The 23,654-nt window shown below is 50.8% G+C and carries 28 protein-coding genes; 20 read left to right on the top strand and 8 right to left on the bottom strand.

Going from position 1 to position 23,654, the window contains the following annotated elements; translation table 11 throughout:
• Position 1: 1 nt before the first annotated feature.
• The 13 genes from cysE (at position 2) to CSQ88_RS07045 (ending at position 11,063) form a co-directional block, all read left to right on the top strand.
• Positions 2-751 (top strand): serine O-acetyltransferase, encoded by a 750-nt coding sequence (gene cysE / locus CSQ88_RS07110; protein ID WP_099397408.1) that lies wholly within the window; start codon positions 2-4, stop codon positions 749-751.
• Positions 752-935: 184 nt separating this feature from the next.
• Positions 936-1,421 carry a Fe-S cluster assembly transcriptional regulator IscR gene (gene iscR / locus CSQ88_RS07105; protein WP_046350773.1) on the top strand — a complete coding sequence of 162 codons (486 nt, stop codon included), beginning with the start codon at positions 936-938 and terminating at the stop codon, positions 1,419-1,421.
• Positions 1,418-2,632 carry an IscS subfamily cysteine desulfurase gene (locus CSQ88_RS07100; RefSeq protein ID WP_099397407.1) on the top strand — a complete coding sequence of 405 codons (1,215 nt, stop codon included), beginning with the start codon at positions 1,418-1,420 and terminating at the stop codon, positions 2,630-2,632. The genes iscR and CSQ88_RS07100 overlap by 4 nt, the downstream gene beginning before the upstream one ends.
• 260 nt (positions 2,633-2,892) lie before the next feature.
• Entirely contained in the window at positions 2,893-3,273 is a 381-nt protein-coding gene (gene iscU / locus CSQ88_RS07095; RefSeq protein ID WP_099397406.1) for a Fe-S cluster assembly scaffold IscU, read from the top strand.
• A 70-nt stretch (positions 3,274-3,343) separates the two neighbouring features.
• A complete protein-coding gene (gene iscA / locus CSQ88_RS07090; protein ID WP_099397405.1) occupies positions 3,344-3,667 on the top strand; it encodes an iron-sulfur cluster assembly protein IscA in 324 nt (107 codons plus the stop codon).
• Positions 3,668-3,853: 186 nt separating this feature from the next.
• A complete protein-coding gene (gene hscB, locus CSQ88_RS07080; RefSeq protein ID WP_099397403.1) occupies positions 3,854-4,387 on the top strand; it encodes a Fe-S protein assembly co-chaperone HscB in 534 nt (177 codons plus the stop codon).
• Between the two features lie 230 nt (positions 4,388-4,617).
• Positions 4,618-6,474 (top strand): Fe-S protein assembly chaperone HscA, encoded by a 1,857-nt coding sequence (hscA, locus tag CSQ88_RS07075; RefSeq protein ID WP_099397402.1) that lies wholly within the window; start codon positions 4,618-4,620, stop codon positions 6,472-6,474.
• A 166-nt stretch (positions 6,475-6,640) separates the two neighbouring features.
• Positions 6,641-6,979 carry an ISC system 2Fe-2S type ferredoxin gene (gene fdx / locus CSQ88_RS07070; RefSeq protein ID WP_099397401.1) on the top strand — a complete coding sequence of 113 codons (339 nt, stop codon included), beginning with the start codon at positions 6,641-6,643 and terminating at the stop codon, positions 6,977-6,979.
• Between the two features lie 137 nt (positions 6,980-7,116).
• Positions 7,117-7,311, top strand: coding sequence for a Fe-S cluster assembly protein IscX (gene iscX, locus CSQ88_RS07065; protein ID WP_099397400.1), 195 nt, complete (start codon positions 7,117-7,119; stop codon positions 7,309-7,311).
• A gap of 238 nt (positions 7,312-7,549) precedes the next feature.
• Positions 7,550-8,521, top strand: coding sequence for an HD-GYP domain-containing protein (locus tag CSQ88_RS07060; RefSeq protein WP_180273568.1), 972 nt, complete (start codon positions 7,550-7,552; stop codon positions 8,519-8,521).
• A 160-nt stretch (positions 8,522-8,681) separates the two neighbouring features.
• On the top strand, positions 8,682-9,944 hold the full coding sequence (locus CSQ88_RS07055; RefSeq protein WP_099397398.1) for an aspartate carbamoyltransferase: 1,263 nt from the start codon (positions 8,682-8,684) through the stop codon (positions 9,942-9,944).
• 143 nt (positions 9,945-10,087) lie between these two features.
• Complete coding sequence (locus CSQ88_RS07050; protein ID WP_099397397.1) at positions 10,088-10,405, top strand: DUF2322 family protein; 318 nt, start codon at positions 10,088-10,090, stop codon at positions 10,403-10,405.
• A gap of 52 nt (positions 10,406-10,457) precedes the next feature.
• The gene (locus CSQ88_RS07045; RefSeq protein WP_099397396.1) at positions 10,458-11,063 is read left to right on the top strand and encodes a lytic transglycosylase domain-containing protein; all 606 of its coding nucleotides are present in this window, start codon (positions 10,458-10,460) and stop codon (positions 11,061-11,063) included.
• 34 nt (positions 11,064-11,097) lie between these two features.
• On the opposite strand, the gene CSQ88_RS07040 is transcribed toward CSQ88_RS07045, so the two are convergent.
• The 4 genes from CSQ88_RS07040 to queG all read right to left on the bottom strand — a co-directional run bounded on the left by CSQ88_RS07040 (position 11,098) and on the right by queG (position 14,580).
• Positions 11,098-11,784 carry a Crp/Fnr family transcriptional regulator gene (locus CSQ88_RS07040; RefSeq protein WP_099397395.1) on the bottom strand — a complete coding sequence of 229 codons (687 nt, stop codon included), beginning with the start codon at positions 11,782-11,784 and terminating at the stop codon, positions 11,098-11,100.
• A 33-nt stretch (positions 11,785-11,817) separates the two neighbouring features.
• Complete coding sequence (gene xth / locus CSQ88_RS07035; RefSeq protein ID WP_099397394.1) at positions 11,818-12,588, bottom strand: exodeoxyribonuclease III; 771 nt, start codon at positions 12,586-12,588, stop codon at positions 11,818-11,820.
• Between the two features lie 435 nt (positions 12,589-13,023).
• Positions 13,024-13,359 carry a hypothetical protein gene (locus CSQ88_RS22735; RefSeq protein WP_143449441.1) on the bottom strand — a complete coding sequence of 112 codons (336 nt, stop codon included), beginning with the start codon at positions 13,357-13,359 and terminating at the stop codon, positions 13,024-13,026.
• Between the two features lie 147 nt (positions 13,360-13,506).
• Positions 13,507-14,580, bottom strand: coding sequence for a tRNA epoxyqueuosine(34) reductase QueG (gene queG, locus CSQ88_RS07025; RefSeq protein WP_099397392.1), 1,074 nt, complete (start codon positions 14,578-14,580; stop codon positions 13,507-13,509).
• An 87-nt stretch (positions 14,581-14,667) separates the two neighbouring features.
• On the opposite strand from queG, the gene tsaE reads away from it, so the two are divergent.
• The 3 genes from tsaE (at position 14,668) to CSQ88_RS07010 (ending at position 17,060) form a co-directional block, all read left to right on the top strand.
• The gene (gene tsaE / locus CSQ88_RS07020; RefSeq protein WP_099397391.1) at positions 14,668-15,147 is read left to right on the top strand and encodes a tRNA (adenosine(37)-N6)-threonylcarbamoyltransferase complex ATPase subunit type 1 TsaE; all 480 of its coding nucleotides are present in this window, start codon (positions 14,668-14,670) and stop codon (positions 15,145-15,147) included.
• Complete coding sequence (locus tag CSQ88_RS07015) at positions 15,120-16,424, top strand: N-acetylmuramoyl-L-alanine amidase (RefSeq protein WP_099397390.1); 1,305 nt, start codon at positions 15,120-15,122, stop codon at positions 16,422-16,424. The genes tsaE and CSQ88_RS07015 overlap by 28 nt, the downstream gene beginning before the upstream one ends.
• A 132-nt stretch (positions 16,425-16,556) precedes the next feature.
• On the top strand, positions 16,557-17,060 hold the full coding sequence (locus CSQ88_RS07010; protein ID WP_099397389.1) for a transposase: 504 nt from the start codon (positions 16,557-16,559) through the stop codon (positions 17,058-17,060).
• A 220-nt stretch (positions 17,061-17,280) separates the two neighbouring features.
• On the opposite strand, the gene CSQ88_RS07005 is transcribed toward CSQ88_RS07010, so the two are convergent.
• Together CSQ88_RS07005 and CSQ88_RS07000 are read right to left on the bottom strand one after the other, a co-directional pair.
• Positions 17,281-17,910, bottom strand: coding sequence for a glutathione S-transferase N-terminal domain-containing protein (locus CSQ88_RS07005; RefSeq protein WP_099397388.1), 630 nt, complete (start codon positions 17,908-17,910; stop codon positions 17,281-17,283).
• A gap of 75 nt (positions 17,911-17,985) precedes the next feature.
• Positions 17,986-18,189, bottom strand: a complete 204-nt coding sequence (locus tag CSQ88_RS07000; RefSeq protein WP_099397430.1) for a 4-oxalocrotonate tautomerase family protein — start codon at positions 18,187-18,189, stop codon at positions 17,986-17,988.
• Between the two features lie 202 nt (positions 18,190-18,391).
• On the opposite strand from CSQ88_RS07000, the gene mutL reads away from it, so the two are divergent.
• The 4 genes from mutL to miaA all read left to right on the top strand — a co-directional run bounded on the left by mutL (position 18,392) and on the right by miaA (position 22,723).
• Positions 18,392-20,344 carry a DNA mismatch repair endonuclease MutL gene (gene mutL / locus CSQ88_RS06995; protein WP_099397387.1) on the top strand — a complete coding sequence of 651 codons (1,953 nt, stop codon included), beginning with the start codon at positions 18,392-18,394 and terminating at the stop codon, positions 20,342-20,344.
• A 201-nt stretch (positions 20,345-20,545) separates the two neighbouring features.
• Positions 20,546-21,313 carry a hypothetical protein gene (locus CSQ88_RS06990; protein WP_099397386.1) on the top strand — a complete coding sequence of 256 codons (768 nt, stop codon included), beginning with the start codon at positions 20,546-20,548 and terminating at the stop codon, positions 21,311-21,313.
• 21 nt (positions 21,314-21,334) lie between these two features.
• Complete coding sequence (locus CSQ88_RS06985) at positions 21,335-21,625, top strand: hypothetical protein (protein ID WP_099397385.1); 291 nt, start codon at positions 21,335-21,337, stop codon at positions 21,623-21,625.
• Positions 21,626-21,787: 162 nt separating this feature from the next.
• On the top strand, positions 21,788-22,723 hold the full coding sequence (miaA, locus tag CSQ88_RS06980; protein ID WP_099397384.1) for a tRNA (adenosine(37)-N6)-dimethylallyltransferase MiaA: 936 nt from the start codon (positions 21,788-21,790) through the stop codon (positions 22,721-22,723).
• Between the two features lie 32 nt (positions 22,724-22,755).
• Here the strand turns inward: miaA and CSQ88_RS06975 are convergent, their stop codons facing one another.
• Positions 22,756-22,950, bottom strand: a complete 195-nt coding sequence (locus CSQ88_RS06975; protein ID WP_099397383.1) for a hypothetical protein — start codon at positions 22,948-22,950, stop codon at positions 22,756-22,758.
• A gap of 170 nt (positions 22,951-23,120) precedes the next feature.
• Entirely contained in the window at positions 23,121-23,582 is a 462-nt protein-coding gene (locus CSQ88_RS06970) for an MgtC/SapB family protein (protein WP_099397382.1), read from the bottom strand.
• Positions 23,583-23,654 lie beyond the last annotated feature (72 nt).

Below are 23,654 nucleotides of genomic sequence, written 5' to 3'. Positions count from 1 at the left end.
TATGCTTGCTCGTCTGCGTGAAAATATCTCTGTGGTCTTCGACCGCGACCCTGCCGCCCGTAATATTTTAGAAGTGGTCTGCTGTTATCCGGGGTTTCATGCACTGTCGCTGCACTTAGTAGCCAATGGCTTATGGCGGCGTGACTGTAAGCTTTTAGCCCGCATGGTTTCGCACTTTTCACGCTTTATTACCGGTATTGAAATCCACCCCGGCGCAACAATTGGCCGCCGTGTGTTTATTGATCACGGTATGGGTATTGTGATTGGCGAAACCGCCGAAGTAGGCGACGACTGCACGCTTTATCATGGCGTAACACTGGGCGGCACATCATGGAATAAAGGCAAGCGCCACCCTACTTTAGAACGCGGCGTGATTGTGGGCGCAGGCGCAAAAATCCTTGGCCCAATTACCGTGCATGAGGGCGGCAAGGTAGGCTCTAATGCCGTGCTGGTAAAAGACGTACCCGCCAATGCTACAGCCGTTGGCATCCCCGCCCGGATTATCGAAGAAGCAGATAAATCCAGGGCGGCCAAAGCCGAACAAATGGGCTTTTCGGCCTATGGTATTTCTGCCGACATGAATGACCCCATCGTTAAAGCCATCCACGGCATGCTTGATCATTCAGTTACCACCGATAAGCGCATCGAAGCCATTCTGGCTAAGCTCGAGCAGCTGGGCGTGAACTGTGAAGCAGAAAGAGCCGAAGGCGACCAGTTTGACCCTGGCTACCTCAACCGGATTGTGGATTAAGGACTGGGGGGAGTTGGAAGTGGTGAGTCGTGAGTCAAAATAGAATGAACAGTGCGTGGCACTAAACTTACCTCCCCACCCCCTACTCCCCCATTCCCGACTCACGACTCCCCACCCCCACCTCATCAATACTTGACTAAATCACTCTGGTATTTTAGCATTGGCCTGTAATGAGAGGAAAATCATGCGACTGACGACCAAAGGCCGTTTTGCTGTAACGGCAATGCTAGACCTTGCACTGCGGGAATCCGCGGGGCCGGTGACGCTTTCCGGCATTAGCGAGCGCCAACATATTTCGCTCTCCTATTTAGAGCAACTGTTTGGCAAGCTGCGCCGTCGCGAGCTGGTAGACAGCGTGCGCGGGCCCGGCGGCGGCTATTGCCTCGCCAAAGATGCCAGCCTGATTACCGTTGCCGATATTATTTTAGCGGTGGACGAGCCGCTGGACGCCACCCAATGTGGCGGCAAAGAAAACTGCCATGACGAAGGCCGCTGTATGACGCACGACCTTTGGGCAAGCCTGAACAGCACGATCTTTGATTACCTCGCCTCGATCAGTCTGGCGCAGTTGATAGACAAACATCAGGCCAAGCAAAAACGCTGCAATGACAGCATTTTACTCGGCAGTATCAAGCCTTCTCGTATTGAATCTGGAGCATCCGCAAAATGAGCGCGACCAAACCTATCTATCTTGACTATTCAGCCACCACACCAGTGGATCCACGTGTTGCAGCCAAGATGATTCCCTGTTTAACCGAGCACTTCGGCAACCCTGCATCGCGCTCACACGCCTTTGGCTGGGAAGCGGAAGCGGCTGTAGAAGAAGCACGTGAACAGGTTGCCGCGCTGGTTAATTGCGATCCAAAAGAAATCGTCTGGACCTCCGGTGCCACCGAATCCAACAACCTGGCCTTAAAAGGTGCAGCGCACTTTTACAAGGCCAAGGGCAAGCATTTAATTACTGTTAAAACAGAACACAAAGCCATTCTGGATACCATGCGCGAGCTGGAACGCGAAGGCTTTGAAGTGACTTATTTAGATGTAAAAGACAACGGTCTGCTTGATTTTGATGTACTGAAAGCGGCGATTCGCCCGGACACCATCCTGATCTCAGTGATGTTTGTTAATAACGAAATCGGCGTGATCCAGGATATCCCGGCAATTGGCGAATTATGCCGCGAAAAAGGCATTATCTTCCATGTGGATGCCGCGCAAGCCACAGGTAAGGTGGTGATTGATCTGGCCGCGCTTAAAGTCGATTTAATGAGCTTTTCAGCGCACAAGACTTACGGCCCTAAGGGCATCGGCGCGCTGTATATTCGCCGCAAGCCACGTATCCGCCTTGAAGCACAAATGCACGGCGGCGGTCATGAACGTGGTTTCCGTTCTGGCACGCTGGCAACGCACCAAATCGTCGGCATGGGCGAAGCATTCCGTATCGCAAAAGAAGATATGGGAACCGAGCTGGAACGCATGCGTATGCTGCGTGACCGCCTGTGGGCAGGTTTATCCGACATCGAAGAAGTCCACCTGAACGGTGATATGGAACAGCGTGTTCCGCATAATCTGAATGTGAGCTTTAACTATGTAGAAGGCGAATCGCTGGTGATGGCTCTGAAAGAGCTGGCCGTATCCAGTGGCTCTGCGTGTACATCGGCATCTTTAGAGCCGTCTTACGTATTGCGTGCTCTTGGCCGCTCGGATGAGCTGGCACATTCATCGATCCGCTTCACCATCGGCCGCTTTAATACCGTAGAAGAAATCGACTTTGCGATTGCTTTAATTCGCAGCAAAATCGGCAAACTGCGTGAGCTGTCGCCGCTTTGGGATATGTACAAAGAGGGGATCGATATCTCCACCATCGAATGGGCCGCCCACTAAATTTAGCGTGCCTCGCAGCCCTGTGCGGCGTTGCAAAGCCCCTCGTTTACAAATAGTAAACGTCGTGACTTTGCGCCTTGCCCAGAACTGCGATCCACACTAAATGCAGTCCTAATGATGATTATTAACAGTACGCAGTTTGGGTTAGCAGGATCGTCAGCCGTTTTTAGCTGACGATATCGCGTAACCCAGCACACTCAGTTAACAAGATGTTGGGTTACACACCTGCGAACCACAGCAAAAGTAAAGAGGCACACAAAATGGCATACAGCGAACAAGTTCTGGATCACTATGAAAACCCACGTAATGTTGGCGCGTTTGAAAAAGGCGACGACAACGTAGGGACTGGCATGGTGGGCGCTCCGGCCTGTGGCGACGTGATGAAGCTGCAAATCAAGGTAGGCGCAGACGGCATTATCGAAGATGCTAAATTTAAAACCTACGGCTGTGGCTCGGCGATTGCATCGTCTTCCTTAGTTACCGAATGGGTAAAGGGCAAGACGCTCGATCAGGCTTTGAGCATTAAAAACACACAAATTGCCGAAGAATTAGCGCTGCCGCCGGTTAAAATCCACTGCTCTATCCTGGCAGAAGACGCCATTAAAGCAGCGGTAGCGGATTACAAAACCAAGCACGGTTAATCTATTGGTTCAACTTACGGCGTAATGCGTCTGGATAAGCGATGACGCAGTGTTATTGCGAGGCAAAAAAATGGCTCTTACATTAAGTGAAAGTGCAGCAACCCATATTTCCAATTTTCTGGCAAAGCGTGGTAAAGGTCTTGGCGTGCGTCTGGCCGTTAAAACCTCGGGTTGTTCCGGCATGGCGTATAAGCTTGAGTTTGTCGATGTCGCCTCCGATACAGATTTAGCTTTTGAAAGCTTCGGGGTAAAAATTTTCACCGACAGCAAATCACTCGCTTACCTTGATGGCACCGAGCTGGACTTCACCAAGGAAGGCCTGAACGAAGGGTTTAAATTTAATAACCCCAACGTTAAAAACGAGTGCGGCTGCGGCGAAAGCTTTAACGTTTAGTACGCAAATGCAGCAAGCCTTTGAAACCATAAATCTTCACCACGGAGCTCACGGAAAAAAAACGAGAAAAACAAACCAGAGGACACCCACTCTAAAATAAGTTTTTCTCCGCGTCCTCCTTTTCCTCCGTGGTTTAAGATTTGGGTTTTAAAGCAGCATTTCCCCCCCTTCCCCGCCAAAAACGCCATGAACTTCGACTTTACGCAAAACCACTTCGCCCTCTTCGGCTTGCCTGCCAGGTTTGCACTCGACCAGCGCAGCATTGACAGCAATTACCGCAGCTTACTTGCCACTTATCATCCCGATCGCTTTGCCAGCGAGAACGATGCTGTGCGCCGTATGAGCCTGCAGATTGCCACCCAAGTCAATGAAGCCTATCAAACGCTCAAATCCCCGATTGCCCGTGGCCGCTATTTACTCAAGCTGGCCGGCGTCGACACGCAGGAAGAAAGCAATACAGCCATGCCGATTGATTTTTTAATGAATCAAATGGAATGGCGTGAGGCGATTGGCGATGCAAAAACCACGCAGAATATTGAAAGCTTAGAAAATATAGGCAGAGAACTGGCCGCTGAAACCAGCGCGCTGGAGCAACACCTTGCCAGCCTGCTGGACGAAACGCATGATTTAAGCGCGGCCACCGTTGCCGTGCGTAAACTTCGCTTTATGGAAAAACTGGAGCAGGAAATTGGCGACGCCATAGAAACCCTGCTGTTTTAAATTACATAATGGCTAATCTCAGCCCAACTCTATTAACTAAAGCAAAGCTAATGGGAAAAGATGCTTTTCATAGGTTGGGTTAGCTGGTTTGCGTGGCCCATTTATGGCTACGCGATAAGACTGCTAACCCAAGCTACGAATTCATCTTAAGTTGATAGGGTTGGCTTAAGAAGACCTCTTAAAGCACGCTTTTTAAAGAATAGCGAAGCAAGCTATCTTACGGATGAAACATGGCCTTATTACAAATTTCTGAGCCGGGTCTATTTGCCGAGCCACATCAGCACCGCCTTGCAATCGGCATTGATCTTGGCACGACCAACTCCTTAGTTGCCTCGGTAAAAAGCGGCAGCGCCGTCTGTTTGCCGGATGAGCAGGGCCGCACGCTGCTGGCCTCCGTGGTGAATTACGGCAAGGATGGCGAAACCCGTGTGGGCTGTGGTGCACTGGCACGCCAGAATGATGACCCAAGCAACACCATCAGCTCGGTCAAACGTTTTATGGGCCGTGGCATTAATGATATTGCCGATTTAGCCACGCCCTACCGCTTTGTAGACGAGCCGGGCATGCTCAAAATATCGACACGCGCGGGGGTAAAAAGCCCGGTTGAAGTATCGGCAGATATTCTGCGCACGCTTAAAACCCGCGCCGAGCAAAGCCTCGGTGGCGAGCTGGTTGGCGCAGTGATTACTGTACCGGCCTATTTTGACGATGCACAGCGCCAGGCCACCAAAGATGCGGCACAAATCGCCGGCCTGAATGTACTGCGCTTACTGAATGAGCCCACCGCTGCGGCCATTGCCTATGGCTTGGATAATGGCGCAGAGGGCACTTACGTTATTTACGACTTAGGCGGCGGCACTTTTGATGTATCCATTCTGGAGCTGACCCGCGGCTTATTTGAAGTACGGGCCACCTCAGGCGATTCAAGACTGGGTGGCGATGACTTTGATCACCGCATTTACTGTTGGATTTTACAAGAAGCGGGTTTATCCGCACTGAACGCCCATGACGCCCGTGTGCTGCTGACCCGCGCCCGTGAAGCCAAAGAAGCGCTTTCTGATCACCCTACTACCCGCATCACGGCCGTGCTGAGCGAAGGCGTGGTAGTAGATGTGGAACTAAGCACTGAAACGCTGCATGAGATCACCCATACCCTAGTCAGCAACACCATCACCCCTGTGCGCAAAGCCTTACGCGATGCCAAGCTGCAAGTTAGTGATATCAAGGGCGTAGTCATGGTGGGTGGCGCCACCCGCATGCCGCAAGTGCGCCATGCAGTAGCCGATTTTTTTAAACAAGAACCGCTCACTAATCTGGACCCGGATAAAGTGGTCGCCATTGGCGCGGCCATTCAGGCCAATGTGCTGGCAGGCAATAAAGGGGAGGATGAATGGCTGCTGCTGGACGTGATTCCACTCTCGCTGGGGCTGGAAACCATGGGCAATCTGGTCGAAAAAATCATCCCCAGAAACAGCACCATTCCTACCGCCAGAGCACAAGAATTCACCACCTTTAAAGATGGTCAAACCGCCATGGCCATCCATGTATTGCAAGGCGAGCGCGAGCTGGTGAGCGATTGCCGCAGCCTGGCCCGGTTTGAGCTGCGCGGCATTCCGCCGATGGTGGCAGGCGCTGCGCGCATTCGTGTCACCTTTCAGGTAGATGCAGATGGATTATTGTCTGTTGCGGCAAGAGAGCTGTCATCCGGCGTTGAAGCCAGCATTATGGTGAAGCCTTCTTACGGCTTATCTGACGATGAAATCGCCACCATGCTGACCGATTCCATGCAATATGCCAGCGCCGATGTGCAGGCCCGTAAGCTGGCCGAAGCACTGGTTGATGCCGAATCCATTCTCAACGCCAGCACGGCCGCGCTGCAGCAAGATGGCGATTTACTTAATAGCGAAGAGCGCGCAGCGATTGAAAGCAGCTTGCAGCAGCTTATGAGCAGCATGCAGGAAAAAGACGCCAACGCCATCCACGCTGCTACCGAAAAGCTCAATGAAGCAACGGGTGACTTTGCTGCCAAACGTATGGATGCCGCGGTAAAGCGTGGCTTAGCGGGCAAGCAAATTGCTGAGATGTAAATTTTAAAAAACCTGCAAGCACAGAGACCGATAAAAACACAGAGCACAGAGCGTTTATTAAGCCCGGAGAAGACTTGGTTTTCTCTGTGAAAACCGGTGTCTTCTGTGACCTCTGTGGCTCAAGATTTGGGTTTTTGTGTAATAAGCCAAATGCCAAGGATGAATCATGATTCAAATTGTAGTTCTGCCCCACCCACAGCTTTGCCCCGAAGGCGCAGTGCTTGAAGCCGAAGCAGGCACATCGGTTTGCGATGTGCTGCTTGCTAACGATATTGAGATCGAACACGCCTGCGAAAAATCCTGTGCCTGCACCACCTGCCATGTGATTATTCGTGAAGGTTTTAATTCACTGGCACCATCTGATGAGCTAGAAGACGATATGCTGGATAAAGCATGGGGTCTCGAATCCGAATCGCGCCTGTCTTGCCAGTCTATTGTTACGGACACAGATTTAGTGGTAGAGATTCCAAAATACACCATCAACCATGCCCGCGAGCATCATTAATATACGGCTCATGCCCTGCAAAGAGCAGATCGCAAACGGCTTAGGCAGCTGATAAAAAACATCTGGCCCCGCAAACGGGAAAGACAAACCAATAAGAAACAGCTTTTTGTTTCTTATGAGACAAAAAGGATAGAATCATGAAATGGACAGATTCCCGCGAGATTGCCATTCAGCTGGCGGATAAATTCCCGGAACTGGATCCTAAAACCGTGCGTTTTACTGATTTAATGCAATGGGTTATGGAATTAGAAGGCTTTAATGATGACGCAAAACACTGCGGTGAAAAAATTCTGGAAGCCATCCAGCTGATGTGGATGGATGAAGCAGACTAAGCCCCATTGCAACATAATGGCTACAGAGGCTGATACTGTAGCCATTTTTATGTATAACAAAAACAATCTATATAAAGTGCCGGTTTAAAGGCAATACCTCAGGTATCTTAAGCATTTACACATTCGTTTTTGCCCCGTACAAGAGTTTATTTTAAATAAACATCCCGCTTGTATCATTGCATGCCTTCTCCTTGCTATTTATTCAGCTAAAATGACAAGGATATATACGGAGCTTTGCATGGCCTCATCCCCCCGCTCTGGCGGACAGAAAACATCACGACCACTCTCTGCCCCCCGGTTCGTATTTGAATCCAGGGCTGCACTGGATCGACTTTTATCGAAAGCTGAAAGCTATGCCGGCGTATTTCCTGCCCATATTGGCACGATTGTGGAGCACCTTGGCCGTGCTTGCGATCTGAACCGTAATGTTGTGATTGGCATGATTATGCTGCGTCAGGACGGTACTTACGCTATCCGGCATGCCATTAATGTGGCCTGCGTGGTAGAGCTGGCCTTACGCGATTTAGGCCGCTCCCCCACAGAGCGGCGATCTGTTGTTGCTGCAGCTTTAACCATGAATATCGGCATGTATGCCATTCAGGAAAAACTCTCCACCCAATCCGGCCCGCTGAGCGAAGAGCAAAGACTGCTGATGCAGGTTCACCCGGTAGAAGGCAGAGATACGCTGCGCAGGCTGGGCGTGACTGATCCGCTCTGGCTGGATTATGTTTTACAACACCATGAAATCCCTGATGGCAGTGGCTACCCTCAGCAACTGTCTGGCGATGCCATTCACTTTGAAGCACGCCTGATCGGCATCGCCGACCGCTATTGCGCCATGTTAACCCGCAATGCATGGCGGCGCGGGCAACTGTCTGATCTGGCTTTGCTCACCTCGCTTACAGGCTCAGCCAACAGCATTGATATCAAGCTGGGCCGCCTGTTTACTCAAACCATGGGGCTTTATCCACCGGGCGCGGTTGTGCAGCTGCTCAATGGTGAAGTGGGCATTGTTAAACGCCCTGGCGTGAGCGAGCAAACCCCGATTGTTGCCGCCATTTTTAATAAGCAATGGCAACCCCTGGTGGATATTGTGGAAAGAGACAGCGAGGATATCGATTACAGCATTATTGGTGTCATCGAAAGCCAGCGCATTGCCGGCCTCGTACCCATGGAAGACGTCTGGGGAAGCGACGCAGCCGGGGCCTGAGCGCTTACAAAACCTGCCCGCCGTTTCATGAATACAGCCCCTTCTACAACCCAAATCTATACGCGATTAGTTAATACAGATCAATAATTAAACACAAAGCGTATTGCACACCAATAAAAAAGAGCACACAATCCACGCAACGTGTAGATAAGGTGCCGATATGCAATCCGCTCAACAAACAATCCTTCGCGATGCCATGCGACTGCTCAACCTCACCCGCGATGCGCTCACCGAGCGCCTGGGTGTAAGTCGCCGCGCTTTAGACAGCTGGCTGCTGCCTGACAACTCGAATGAACACCGCAGTATGCCCACCATTGTTGAGCGCTTTCTGGCTGAAATTCTCAGCCAGGATACAAAAGTTGTGCCTGCACACCATGTCAGCACCGCAAACTGGGCGCCCCACCTGCTTTCTGTAGAGCAATTCTCACGCGAATCTGTAGAAGAGCTGTTTCGCATTGCAGATATTATGCAGCCCGTAGCCCGCAGGCAAAAAACCTGCCGCGTGCTTGAAGGGGCCGTACTTGCCAATCTGTTTTTTGAAGCCAGTACCCGCACGCGCATCAGCTTTGGCGCTGCATTCTGCAGGCTGGGCGGATCGGTCTGTGATACCACCGGCTTTACTTTTTCATCGATGGCCAAGGGTGAATCCATCTACGACACCAGCCGTGTTGTCAGTGGCTACGCCGATGTGATTGTTGTCCGTCACCCCGAGCAAGGCGCGGTGGCCGAGTTTGCAGAAGCCAGCAATATTCCCATCATCAACGGTGGCGATGGCCCCGGCGAGCACCCCACCCAGGCCCTGCTTGATCTCTACACCATGGAGCGCGAGTTTTCCCGCCTTAATAAGCTGATTGATGGCAGCCATATTGCACTGGTGGGCGATTTAAAACATGGCCGGGCCGCCCATTCATTAGCAAAATTACTGGGCCTGTATCAGGGGCTAAAAATAACGCTACTTGCACCAACCGGCCTGGAAATGCCTGCCAGTATTCTGGATGCGGCCAGCCGCAATGGAAACGTGATTGAATGCACCGACAATCTGGCCAGCGGGCTTGCCGGAGCCGATGTGATTTACGCAACCCGCGTGCAAAAAGAGCGGATGCAGGGCGAAGTCATGGAAGGATATGGTGAAAACTTCCAGATTAATCTGCGGGCAGTCGATACCTTCTGCAAACCGGATGTGATCGTGATGCACCCGCTGCCCAGAGACAGCCGCCCTGGCGCAAATGACTTATCTACCGATTTAAACCAGGACCCAAGACTGGCTATTTTCCGCCAGACTGATAATGGGGTACCGGTACGCATGGCGATTTTTGCCAAGCTTCTGGGCGTAGACCAGCAAGTGCAGCACAGCCTGCGTGATATCAGCTGGGTACACCCACAAAAATTAGGCCCTAATGACGCGTCATTTGACGAGCTGTAAGCCTGATTTTTGCCAGCCTGCAATCCCTTAAACAGGCTGGCCAGATACTGTAATATCCGGGTGGGCACCTTTAATGCCCACACATCCGTTGCAGCCCATGCGTAAACGACCCTGATATTTCAGCCCCCATTTAAGGATATCCCATGCTTTTTGCCGACGTACTTGCCAGCCTGCCCCTTATTGATCACTTATCCGCACTTGAGCTGCTTGATGGCGAAACGCTGGTGGCGCGCATTGAAAACAAGCCCGGCCAGGCCGGCAGCGTGCGGGTTTATCACGCGCTTTATCAGGAGTTTGGCGCAATCAACGCCGTAGCTGCTGCGAAAGGCCTGCGCCTTTATGCGGAACACAGCCAGGATGCCCTGGCCTTTCCAGGCAAACACCCCAATATCGATCGTTTATTCGCGCTTGCCGAAAACGGCAAACCGTTAGCAGTAAAATTGATTAGCGCTAAAATTTGACCAAGGCGGACGATAAAGCTACATTCCAAGCTGATTCCAAAGAAAAAAGCTCATGCGCTACTCCTTTTTAATAGGCTTATTTTTTTGCAGCTTTGCCTTTGCAGGCGCGCAAAAAGAAGAACAGCTGTCCTCTAATGTACAAACCGCAATGCAAAGATCGATTAATGACGGGCAATCGCCCAGACTGGTCTTTGCTAATCCAGCAGAAGGCGAAGCCTGGCTGGCAGCGATGTCTGCCCGCCTCGCCAAACGTATCCCGGATGAGTTTATCCGCCGCACACTGCTCACCGCCATTCATTACGAAGCCAGCCGTGCAGGGCTGGACCCGCAGCTGGTTTTAGGACTTGTGCATGTAGAAAGTGGCTTTAACCGCTATGCATTATCGGTGGTTGGCGCCAGGGGATTAATGCAGGTCATGCCTTTCTGGCAAAGATCGATCGGCAGCAGCGGGCACAATTTATTCGATATGAATACTAATTTGCGCTATGGCTGCACAATTTTGCGCCACTATTTAGATATGGAAAACGGCGATTATTTCAGGGCGCTGGGCCGCTATAACGGCAGCCTTGGCCGTGCCGAATACCCGAATTTAGTTTATGGCGCCTGGAAAAATTACTACGCCTATACCGATACGGGCACTAAACTGGCTGAAAAATAAAAAGGGCCGGGATAGTTCCCTGCCCTTTTACTGCTTAATGAAAATAAGGGTGGCCTGGCAGCTGATCCATCTGCACCAGGCGAATAAAGCCCATGTCCATCTGTACCCAGCCATACTCCATCCATGCGCTCAGCTGTTTATTCACACTTTCCCGGCTGGAGCCCACCATATTGGCCAGCTCCTGCTGAGTCAGCTTTAAATCAATCAGCACGCCATTCTCATCATTAACCCCATGCTGCTTGGCCAGCTGCTTCAGCGTTTTGCCCAGTCGCTGAGGTAAATTCAAAAACAGGGTGTCTTGTAAAAAATCATCCACATTACGTAAACGCTGGCAAAGCGTAGCAATCATTTGGTGCATCACCTTGGGGTGGCGCTCTAAATGCTGCATTACAACATCACGGCGCAACACCAAAAGCTCACACGGCTCTAAGGTTTCTACCGTTGCGGTTCGCAAGCCACCATCGAGCATGGCAATCTCACCAAACATTTCTCCGGCTTCCAGAATACAAATGGTGGCCTCTTTACCTTCATCGCTGCTGCGTACCACCTTTAAACGGCCATGCAAAACAGCAAACATCTCGTCACCTACCGAGCCCTGTACCACCACCATTTGCTTGGCGCGCAGGCTGCGCAATTCAGTCTGGGTAGCCAGTTCAGTCAATTCTGCGTAGCTTAAATCACAAAATAAACTGCTGCCTGACAATAACTTCGCTTTATCCATTCAAAATTCCCCAGAGATTATTTAATTGATTCATCAGATCGCGAGACTTGCAATCACAGGCGTGTGATCGGATGGGCGCTCATTTTTTCTAGGCTCACGGTCAATCACGCAAGCACTACATAAAGGCACTAGTTTTTGCGACAATAAAATATGATCGATTCGCATGCCGGCATTTTTTCTAAAACCAAAACCGCGATAATCCCACCATGAAAAAGATTTTTCTGGCTGATCAAATAAGCGATATGAATCTGTTAAGCCTAAATCAAGCAGTGCCTGAAAAGCGGCACGCTCCGGCTCTGATACCAAAACCTGCCCCACCCATTTAGCCGGATCATGCACATCAATATCCTGCGGAGCAATATTATAATCCCCTAGTAAAGCTAATTTTTCATGACTGGCCATTTCAGTTTTCAGCCACTGGGTCAGCGCCTCCAGCCATGCTAATTTATACGGATACTTTTCTGAATCCAGGGATTGCCCATTAGGAATATAGGCGCAAACAAGGCGTACTCCTTTTACCGTTGCGGCAATAAGGCGAACCTGATGATCAACAAAGCCGGGGATATTCACGACCACATCACTTAAAGCTTCCCGCGCAATAATCGCCACGCCGTTATATGTTTTTTGCCCTGCAAACACCACATGAAAACCCGCAGCTTCAATCTCTGCCTTTGGAAAATTAACATCTTCCATTTTGGTTTCCTGCAGGCAAAGCGCCGTGACTTCCGGATTGGCAGCCAGCCACTCCAGCACCTGAGGCAAGCGCACTTTAAGGCTATTCACATTCCACGTAACAATTTGCATAATCCGCTCTATTCCCTGATTCAATCAATTTATGCTGCCATTTTAACTAAACAATCCGTCTTCTTTAACTTTATTCGTGCACATCGCCAAAATAGCCACATAAAACCCAGGCATTTTAAAGACAGAAGGGCAATTAATGGGTTGCTTACAAAAAAACAATGCAAGTATTGCACTGTTAACAAAAAAACCACACTCAGTCATTCAAATATTTGCTGCCCGGCACAGGATAAACAAGCGGTTTTCTGATTTGGTAAACACCGGTTTTTACCAAAAGATATATTAATTATATTTAAGCCCTACACTTTTAATGCCACAGGTATATCAGATTAATCGAATATACAGATCAAAGTAATTAAGCCGAATAAAAATACGGCCCGCTTATTCAACAAAAAAGCCACCGCTTAGGGTGGCTTCAGATATGCAAAGTGATCTCAGTTATTTATGAGACAGATCAGCCGCCTGAAAAACAGCCAGAAACTGATGCTGGCCCACATGAAATTTGCACAGAACGGGATCTTCCAGCTCCTCCGAGCTGCCAGGAAAACCCTCAACCGTATAAGCCGTCTTGATGGTTCTGCCTTTATCAGCGGCATGAAAGACTCTTTCCCCAATATTAAATGATTCCATCTCACAATTTCCTTTCATTATTGTTTCAGGAATGATCAGCTTATTCCCAATATAGCTTTCAGGATAGCTGCATCCACTTGACTGAGCGCAAAGAAACCATGGATACCGCCCACCGGCAATCAAGGCCTGCAATGCCGGAGTCATTTCAAACAAAACAACAAATGAGGATGGGTAAAATTATTCTTCATACAAAATAAACCACAAATAAAAGGCCGCAACAGATGCTGATGCGGCCTTTTAGCTTAATTAAATAACAACGTGTTTCTCCGGCGAAAAATAAGCCACAGCACTTTAAACCATACCATGCTGCGCCAAGGCCCACTGCACATGCTCCCGGACAAGCTCACTCGGGTCGTCTGCTCTGGCGGCCAGTGCGGCAATCACCCCGGCAGACTTCGGCGCGTTGCCAAGACCCACAGCCATATTTCTAAGCCACTGCTCGTAGCCAATGCGGTAAATGGCGCTGCCGGCCATTTTCTGTTTGAAATCGGCCTCAGACCAGGCAAACAGCTCGACCAGCGTGACATCATCAAGGCCATGGCGCACATGAAAATCGGCTTCTTTAGTATCTACCGCAAAACGATTCCACGGGCAGACCATCTGGCAATCGTCACAGCCATACACGCGATTACCCAGCATGGGGCGAAACTCCAGCGGAATACTGCCTTTTAGCTCAATCGTTAAATAAGAAATACAACGCCGCGCATCGACTTTATACGGAGCGACAATCGCCCCGGTCGGGCAAGCCGTAATACAGCGGGTGCAACGCCCGCAATGCTCTTCCTGCTGCGGCGGATCAGGCGGCAGCGGTAAATCTGTAAATAACTCGCCAATAAAAAAGTAGGAGCCATATTCGCGGTTAATCAGCAAAGTATGTTTGCCCCGCCAGCCTTGCCCTGCTTGCTGAGCGATTTCTACCTCCAGCACCGGAGCCGAATCCACAAATACCCGATGGCCAAAAGGGCCAATTTCAGCCGCCAGCCGATCTGCTAATTGCTGTAAACGGCCCTTTAATACCTTGTGATAATCGCGCCCCAGCGCGTAGCGCGAAAGATAAGCCTTACTGCCATCAGCCAGAATTTCTTCTGAATTTGCGGCGGCAGGGGGCAAATAAGGCAGGAAAACCGAAATAAGTGAAATAGTGCCGGGGTGTAATTCTGCAGGTCTGGCACGTTTCATGCCGTGCCTTGCCATATAATCCATCTCGCCATGAAAGCCCGCGTCCAGCCATTCTTGTAAACCGGCCTCCGCGTGGCTTAAATCGACGCCGCTAATCCCGGCGCGGGCAAAACCTAATTCAAGCGCCCAGCCTTTAATTTGCTGAGCGAGTTTTTGATAATCTGATAGGGGTAGAGACGTATGCATAGCCGCGATGATACCGGCTTCATGCGTTTTTTGCCTGCCAGACCCCAATTCATCGTATGAGCGTTAAGCCAATGGATACCATAGCCCATGCAAGCCAATACTGATTTCAAATGTTTTTTAGCCGATGAGGATGCCACGCTGGCGCTGGGCGCGCGTTTATCGCAAAGCATAGCGGCAGGCATGGTGATTTTTCTGGAAGGCAACCTTGGTGCAGGCAAGACCACGCTCAGCCGGGGCTTGCTTCGCGGGCTGGGGTTTACCGGCCGTGTAAAAAGCCCCACCTATACGCTGGTTGAACCTTATACTGTTTCTAACTTATACTTATATCACTTTGATTTGTATAGATTTAATGATGCCAGCGAATGGGAAGATGCAGGCTTTAGAGACTACTTCAACCCCGAATCTGTTTGCCTGATCGAATGGGCAGATAAGGCTGAAGGTCTTTTACCCACCCCTGACTGGATCATTACTTTAACGCCCGAAGCTTTGTCCGAAAGCCGCATGGCCCATATCCAAGCATTTAGTGAGCAAGGCCAAACATGCCTCAATCGACTTCAACAGGTTTAATAAACCTGCCCCAGCTGGCACGCCGCGATATTCTGCGCGGAGCAAGCGCCAGCCTGCTGCTGGCCGTTACCCCCTTTGGCTTTGCTGCGCCTGCCGCCAGCGTAGTGGCCGTGCGTGTCTGGCCTGCACAGGCTTATACCCGCGTCACCATCGAATCCACCGTACCCCTCACCTTTAAGCAATTCTCGCTTAAAGATCCGGAACGGCTGGTCGTCGATCTGGAAGGCATTGATATCAACAACGAGCTGCAAAGCCTGGCCAGCAAAGTGGGCGGTGATGATCCTTATATCCAGCAGCTGCGCGCAGCGCGCAATAAGCCCGGCACGGTACGCCTGGTACTTGATTTAAAAACCGAAATCAAGCCACAGATTTTTACGCTCAACCCCGTTGGCGAATACAAGCACCGCTTAGTGATTGATCTCTACCCCGCATCGCAAAATGACCCGCTGCTGGCGTTTTTGGATGATCAAACCAGCGATATCAAGCCTGCCCCGCCCGCACCCGCTACAAAAACAAAGGTAGAAGAAGACGGCACGGTTGATCGCAGCAAAATGAAAGTCGACCGGCTGATTACCATCGTGCTCGATCCTGGCCACGGCGGTGAAGACCCCGGCGCGGTAGGCCCGGAAGGCAATCATGAAAAAACCGTAGTACTGGCGATTGCCAAAAAGCTGAAAGCCCTGCTGGAAAACGAGCCCAATATGCGTGTTGTGCTCACCCGTGATGGCGACTTTTTTGTGCCGCTTGGCATGCGCGTTAAAAAAGCCCGCGCAGTGCAGGCCGATTTATTTGTCTCCATCCATGCTGATGCCTTTACCCGGCCAGACGCCAATGGCTCGTCGGTCTTTATGCTGTCTGAAAAAGGCGCATCCAGCACTGCTGCACGCTGGCTGGCGCAAACGCAAAACGATGCCGATTTGATTGGCGGGGTAAAAATCGACGTAAAAGACAAAGCGCTGGCGCACACGCTGATGGATTTAACCCAAACCGCCACCAATAACGACAGCATGAAACTCGCCAAATCCATGCTGGGCGAGATCGGCAATATCAACCGCCTGCACAAACAAGGCATTGAGCAAGCGGGCTTCGCCGTACTCAAAGCCCCCGATATCCCGTCGATTCTGGTTGAAACCGCGTTTATCTCTAACCCGCAGGAAGAGCAAAAACTCATCGACGAAGCCTACCAGCACAAAATGGCCGGCGCCCTGCACAAAGGCATCAAACGCTACTTCGCCAAAAACCCACCGCTGGCGAAGACAAGGATGGCGCAGAGCTAAAAACCCAAATCTTGAAACACGGAGAGCACGGAGAAAAACAGAGAAGGCAATAAAGTCATTTTAGATGGCTACTGCAAACACGGTAGGTTGGGCTAAAGTTTTATCAGCCCAACATTTCATTAAGGTCACCTCATGCGATATCGAAGAGCAAATATAGCGGGTGCTACTTATTTTTTTACCGTGAACCTTGCCAATCGAAAAAGTACTTTATTGCTTGAGCAAATTGACTTACTGCGTGAAGCAATCCGGAAAGTCCGGCATTCACATCCTTTCGAGATTATTGCCATCGTGGTGTTGCCCGATCATTTACATGCCATTTGGCGCTTACCTATTGGCGATGCTGATTTTCCATTACGCTGGGCCTTAATTAAAGCCACATTTTCTCGCTCTATTCAAAAAACCGAAATCATTTTAAAAAGCAGAAAATTAAAACGTGAACGAGGCATATGGCAACGCCGTTATTGGGAACACTTAATCAGGGATGATGAAGATTTAGCAAAACATGTTGCTTACAAATACTTTAACCCTGTAAAACATGGTTATGTCACCAAGGCTGTTGATTGGCCTTATTCATCCATCCATAGAGCAATTAGCTTGGGTGATATTGATGAGCAATGGGGTGTGCAGCAGATATAATCCGAGTAATAATTCTTGTCGCGTTGCATTTAGGGTTGTGATGCTTGATAAATTGTTGGGCTGATAAAGCATTAGCCCAACCTACAAAAGAAACGGATAAAAGACCAAAGTTAATTAGCTTATTTCGCTTGTGGCCTACCACCATTTTCCATATTACCCCCTCTTTTGCATAGCCAACTTCACAAAAACTAATCGCTAATAAAGACTACAGCGCACTAATTCAATTCATTTCTTTTGCCAAAGCATAGGCCCGTTGCACCGCTGGCCGCGCTGATATCATATTAAACCAGCGCTTTAAGCTAGGAAAGTCATCCAGGTTTTGCCCTTGCTGGGCATAGGGAACTATCCACGGATAGCAGGCCATATCAGCGATGGAATATTCACCGGCAATAAATTCCTTATCAGCCAGATGTTTATTGAGCACCGAATAAAGCCTTGTGGTTTCGGTGATATAGCGATTAATTGCATAAGGGATTTTTTCCGGGGCGTAAAGCGAGAAATGATGGTTCTGCCCTGCCATTGGGCCTAAGCCGCCCATTTGCCAGAATAACCACTGCTGCATGATTTGCTTAGCGCGAAAATCTGTGGGAATAAATTGCCCGGTTTTTTCGGCTAAATAAAGCAGAATGGCGCCCGATTCAAATAATGCAATTTCTTCACCACCATCAGCCGGATCATGGTCCACAATTGCGGGAATACGGTTATTTGGGGCAATACGTAAAAAGTCGGGCGCAAATTGCTCGCCCTTGCCGATATTGATAGGATGAACGCGATAATCCAAGCCCGCTTCTTCCAAAAATATCCGTACTTTATGGCCGTTTGGCGTCATCCAATAATAGAGATCTAGCATTATTTATCCAGTGACCAGGGTTTAGGCAATGGTCAGCCTTATCGTTATCAGTACTGCGGCTGAAGCCGCTCACGCTTATTTCGCCAACGCCCTCAATTGCGTCACGCTTTTACCTGCATGGCCCCAGTTATCGGTATCCACTTCATCGATAATCACAAAAGTTGTGGCCGGGTCTTTATTTAAAACGCGCACCAATACATCGGTCACGCCTGCAATCACTTCAGCTTTTTGCTCAGCCGTCGCGCCATCGCGTGTAATTTGAATGTTAACAACAGGCATGGTGATTCCTTTAATAAACGAGGTGGGTATAAACCAGATCAGGGCGCCCGGCAAAATTGCAACGCCCATACAAACTAACTGCAGCCAAATATACATAATTCAAGCCATCAATCCATCAGCCCCTCCTTGCCTGTAATCATGCCAAAGGCTTACAAGGAATACACAGGTATAATCGGCTATCACTCTATTTCCGCCTGCTCCTATGCCCCGTATTCAGCAACTGCCAGATCATCTGATTAACCAAATTGCCGCTGGCGAGGTGGTTGAGCGCCCCGCTTCTGCTTTAAAAGAATTACTGGAAAACAGCCTCGATGCGGGCAGCCAGAACCTCAGCATTGAGCTATTAGCAGGCGGCACCAAGCTAATTAAAGTGATCGACGATGGCTGCGGCATTGCCAAAGACGAGCTGCCGCTCGCGCTGCATCGCCACGCCACCAGTAAAATCCGTGATTTGGATGATTTACAAAAAGTTGCCACGCTGGGTTTTCGGGGCGAGGGGCTGGCGAGTATTGCTTCTATCTCTAGGCTAACTCTTAGCAGCCGCGAGCAAGGCTCAGATTACGCATGGCGGGTGGATGCCGATAATGGCCATGTCAGCGAGCCAGAGCCTACCTCGCTCAGCCAGGGCAGCACCATCGAGATCCACGAGCTTTACTACCAAGTGCCTGCGCGCCGTAAGTTTTTAAAATCTGAATCCACCGAATTCGCGCATTGCAGCGATATGGTGCAGCGCCTGGCGCTGGCCAACCCCAGCGTGCAGTTCACACTCACCCATAATGGCCGTGCCCAGTTACGCTTATTAGCGGGCGATTTGGCCAAACGTGCGGCGGCGATTTTAGGTGATGAGTTTGTAGCGTCTGGCGTGCAGGTTGATGAAGGTTTCGGCGGGCTGCGGCTATGGGGTATTACCGGCTCGCCCACGCTAGGGAAATCCAGCCGCGATGCGCAGTATTTCTTTGTAAATGGCCGCTTTGTGCGGGATAAAGTGGTGCAACACGCCCTGCGAGAAGCCTACCGCGATGTATTGCACCACGATAAACACGCGGCCTATTGCTTGTTTTTAGAGCTGGATCCTGAAGGCGTGGATGTGAACGTTCACCCCACCAAGATCGAAGTACGCTTCAGGGAATCGCAAGCGATTTACCGCTTTATGCTCACCAGCCTGAAAAAAGCGCTGGCCGGAACGCGCGCGGGTACCGTACCTGCGGGTATTGATCCGGAAACCGGCGAAATCGCCGCGCCAGACTCTAGCGTGATGGCCCCCGCACCCGCGATGACGCCTAAAAATTATGCTGAAATGGCCTATAAGCAAGGCAACTTTCAAGCGCCGCCGCGTGTGCAAGCACCGATGGCCTTTTATGACACGATGTTTGCAGATTTAAAACGGACACCGGGCGAAGCAAACCCAAGTGATTCAAACAGCTGGGCACCCGAGCCATTGCCTTCATTCACCGGCAGCGACACCCCAGAACAAAAATTCGCCCCTGCTGTTCCTACTGGTGCGCTCATGCCCGCCGCTGCAATAGCGCCTTCTGCCACCGCGCCTTCCCGTGCCAGCGATTCGGAAACCGTGCCGCCACTGGGCTTTGCACTCGGCCAGCTGCACGGCATCTATATCCTTGCGCAAAATGCCGAGGGGCTGATCGTGGTGGATATGCACGCCGCGCACGAGCGGGTGGTGTACGAGCAGCTAAAAAATGCGCTCGATCTGCATCAAATGCCCACCCAGCCGCTGTTGATCCCGCATGTTTTTGCCGCCGATAAACACGATGTGGCAACGGTTGAAGATCACGCTGAAACGCTGACCGCTATTGGTTTTGAGATCTCGGTGCAATCCCCTACCCAGCTTGCCATCCGCTCCCTGCCCATGCTGCTGAAAGATGCTAATCCGATCGAGCTGGCGCAAGCCGTTCTCAAAGATATCCGCATGGTGGGCGCGAGTGAAGTACTGGCAGGCAGACAAAACGAGCTGCTCGCCACCATGGCCTGCCACGGCTCGGTGCGCGCCAACCGCAGCCTCACCATCACCGAAATGAACGCGCTCTTACGCCAGATGGAAGCCACCGAACGCAGCGGCCAATGCAATCACGGCCGCCCAACCTGGTTCCGAATGACACTAAATGAATTAGATAAAATGTTTATGCGCGGGCAGTAGGGTGACGCGGTGCCATCGCGGGGTTAAGCATGGCCTCTTTATGCTTTTCGCGTGGCCCCCCTAAACACAAACGGCTCGTAGGAGCTGCTTTAGCAAAGCATTGCATACTAAAAACATTCGCGGCTAAAGCCACTCCTACGCGGCACGAAACACCCAATGGCGGCTTGCACCGCCCTACAACTCTCACCCAAATGAGCCCTTATGCCCAGCAGCGCCTTAATCGTTAAACTCTTTGCCGCCCCATTACTCATTGGCGCGGCGAGCCTTGCTGGCCGTCGCTGGGGGCCGCAGATTGCGGGTTTGCTGGGTGGCTTACCACTGGTGGCCATTCCGATTGTGCTGGCGCTATGGCTGGAATACGGGCCTGAATATGCGATCAAAGTGGCGGGGGCCGCATCGGCAGGCCTTTGGGCCAATGTGGTGTATATGCTGGTACTGGCCCATGCCAGCCGCTATTTTTCATGGCTGGGCACCATTTTTTGCGGCTGGGCGGCTTATTTGCTCACCGCGCTGATCTTGGTCTGGAGCGGCCTTGCATTGTCCCCCATTGCCGGCATTGGCGTGCTGGCAGGACTATGGATTTCGATTTACTTTATCCCTCGGCCCGAGGCTATCAACAGCTCTTCCCTACCCAAAATCGAGCTGTATGCTCGCATGTTAGCGGCGCTCTTGCTGGTGTTGGCGCTATCCAGCCTCTCTTTACTCTTGGGCAGCACCATGACTGGCGTATTGGCAGGCTTTCCTGTTGCCGCCACGGTGATTCCGGCATTTACGCTGGCTAATGCGGGCCGCAATGCGCTATTACTGCAATTACGCGGCTTTTTAATGGGGCTGACGGGGTTTAGCATGTTCTTTTTGGTATGGACACCGCTGGCAAGCCATATCGCCCTGCTGGCCTTTATCCCAGCCCTGATCGCCGCACTCGCCACCGGTATGCTGGTCAGATTCTTGAGCCATCGTTTTCATTAACAAATTTTGCAGGGAGGCTCTATGCAGCTAAGCCCCAAACAAGAAGAACAATTATGTAAGCTGCTGTATGAATTCGAACAGCAAATGCTTGCCAATATTGATGCCAGTATCGCCGCTAGTTGCGTTGCAATAAATAACGAAGCACTACACGCGGGCCTGCAAATAAGTTCAGAGGCCATCATCGATCCACAATATCTGTATGCCGTGCTACATCAGCATTGCTTTCATCATCTACATCAGGGCGATGCTCAAATTGCACAAGAAATAGCAGACAATCAAAGTAATTTGGCTCACCAGTTAACACAGTTATAAAGTGTTCCAAAGCTCTGATTAAATCGTTATCTCCGAGAATGTTATCGAGAATCCGGTTCGCAGACTAAATTCCCAGCTGTACGATAAATCAGAGCTCCTTATAAAATTCGTAGCTCAAGTTTTTGCCACCCGTTTTTATTCTGTATTTTAGAGATTTTAGCCATGCCGAATTCCTCCCCCGCCATTTTCTTAATGGGCCCTACCGCCAGTGGTAAAACCGCCAGTGCGATTCATTTGCTGGAAAGCGGCTTGCCGGTGGAGTTGATTTCGGTTGATTCGGCGCTGGTGTTTAAAGATATGGATATCGGCAGCGCCAAGCCTAGTGCGGATGAGCTGGCCCGTGCACCGCATCATTTGATTGATATTATTTCACCGGAAGAAGCTTATTCTGCCGCGCAATTCCGGCGTGATGCGCTGGCTTTAATGGCCGATATTACGGCGCGTGGCAAGGTGCCGGTGCTGGTGGGCGGCACCATGCTGTATTACAACACCTTGCAACACGGCATTCATGAATTACACCAGGCAGACGCGGCGCTGCGGGCGCAAATCCATGAAGAAGCTGCGCTGATCGGCTGGCCCGCCATGCACGCCAAACTAGCCTCCATCGATCCTGTCACGGCAGAACGGCTTAAATCCACTGATGCACAGCGTATCGAGCGTGCCTTGGAAATATGCACCCTCACCGGCAAAAAAATGTCGGATTTACTGGCCGAGCCCGCCAGCGGCGCGCTGCCTTATCGCCTGCTTAAAATCGCCCTGCTGCCGCAAGACAGGAAATGGCTGCACGATCGCATCGCGCTGCGTTTTGATCAAATGCTGGAGCTGGGTCTGCTTGATGAAGTAAGCCGCTTGCGGGCTAAATATAATTTATCACTGGAACTGCCATCGATGCGCTGCGTGGGCTACCGGCAGGCTTGGGAATATCAGGATGGCCTGGTGGATTACCCAACCATGCGCGAAAAAGGCATTGCCGCAACCCGCCAACTGGCCAAACGCCAGCTGACCTGGCTGCGGGGAATGGATGATTTGCTGGAGATGAATTGCCAGGAAGAAAACTTGGCGGAGCGGGTAAAAACCGCGATAGAGGGCTGGCTATAAGCGATGGCGCACTGGCTTCAGTGCGCCACTGACTACACACTCAGATTAATCACGCTGCCTGATATTGCTCCCGTAACAGGATTATTCTCCCCCTGTGTCAAACGCTCTGGCGCAACTTGCCTCTGCCTGACGTAATCCTCTTGCAGCTTCATTTGATACTGATGATCATAAGCCTTCAGAGCCTCAATCCCCCCTATCTGGCAGGATGTACATCCGCTAACCCCCATCACACACCTCCTGATTAAGCCTACACCGCTGACCATCAACGCTGTGGGTATTTAGTCGTGAGGCGGGGGAAAACATGACATGCCCTCGTGCACAGAAAAGCCACGGATAAAGGATAATGTTGTGTGCTTTTAACTATTTCAGAGCGGTGCAAGGACCAAAGCGCCAGGTTTTAATGCGGTGATTTATCATCGCGCCAACGCTGCATCTGTCTTTCGGCCCAGCGCTCTAATGGCCCGCCCAGATTGATGACCAGCAGCGCTAAAATCACCACAAACGCAGCAATATCAATATAGCCAGCACCACATGCCAAACCAATCGCTGCCGTAAGCCAGATGGATGCGGCGGAGGTCAGGCCTTCCACCATATTATCGCTGCGATGCACAATCAGGCCCGCCCCCAAAAAGCCTATCCCTGTAATCAAGCCCTGAGCCACACGGCTGAAGGCCTGGGCATCGTCGTGGCTGATCACGCCATTTAAAGCAATCATCAACCCTGCCCCCAGGGAGACCAGCGCATGGGTACGCACACCAGCTGGCTTTTTATGCATAAAACGATTAATGCCGATCAGCCCGCCCAAAAACACAGCCACAATCAGACGTAAAAAAATATCGAAGTCCTGCAGCATTCTCATCAGGCTTTACCACCGCTTATAAACGGCAAGAAAATACTGAAAGCAAAAAGCAATCTCATTAAAATTCACCGC

The organism is Iodobacter sp. BJB302 (genome assembly GCF_002735645.1).
GTDB lineage: Bacteria > Pseudomonadota > Gammaproteobacteria > Burkholderiales > Chitinibacteraceae > Iodobacter.
The sequence above is the reverse complement of the archived record's forward strand: the minus strand, read 5'-3'. Positions and strand labels throughout refer to the sequence as shown.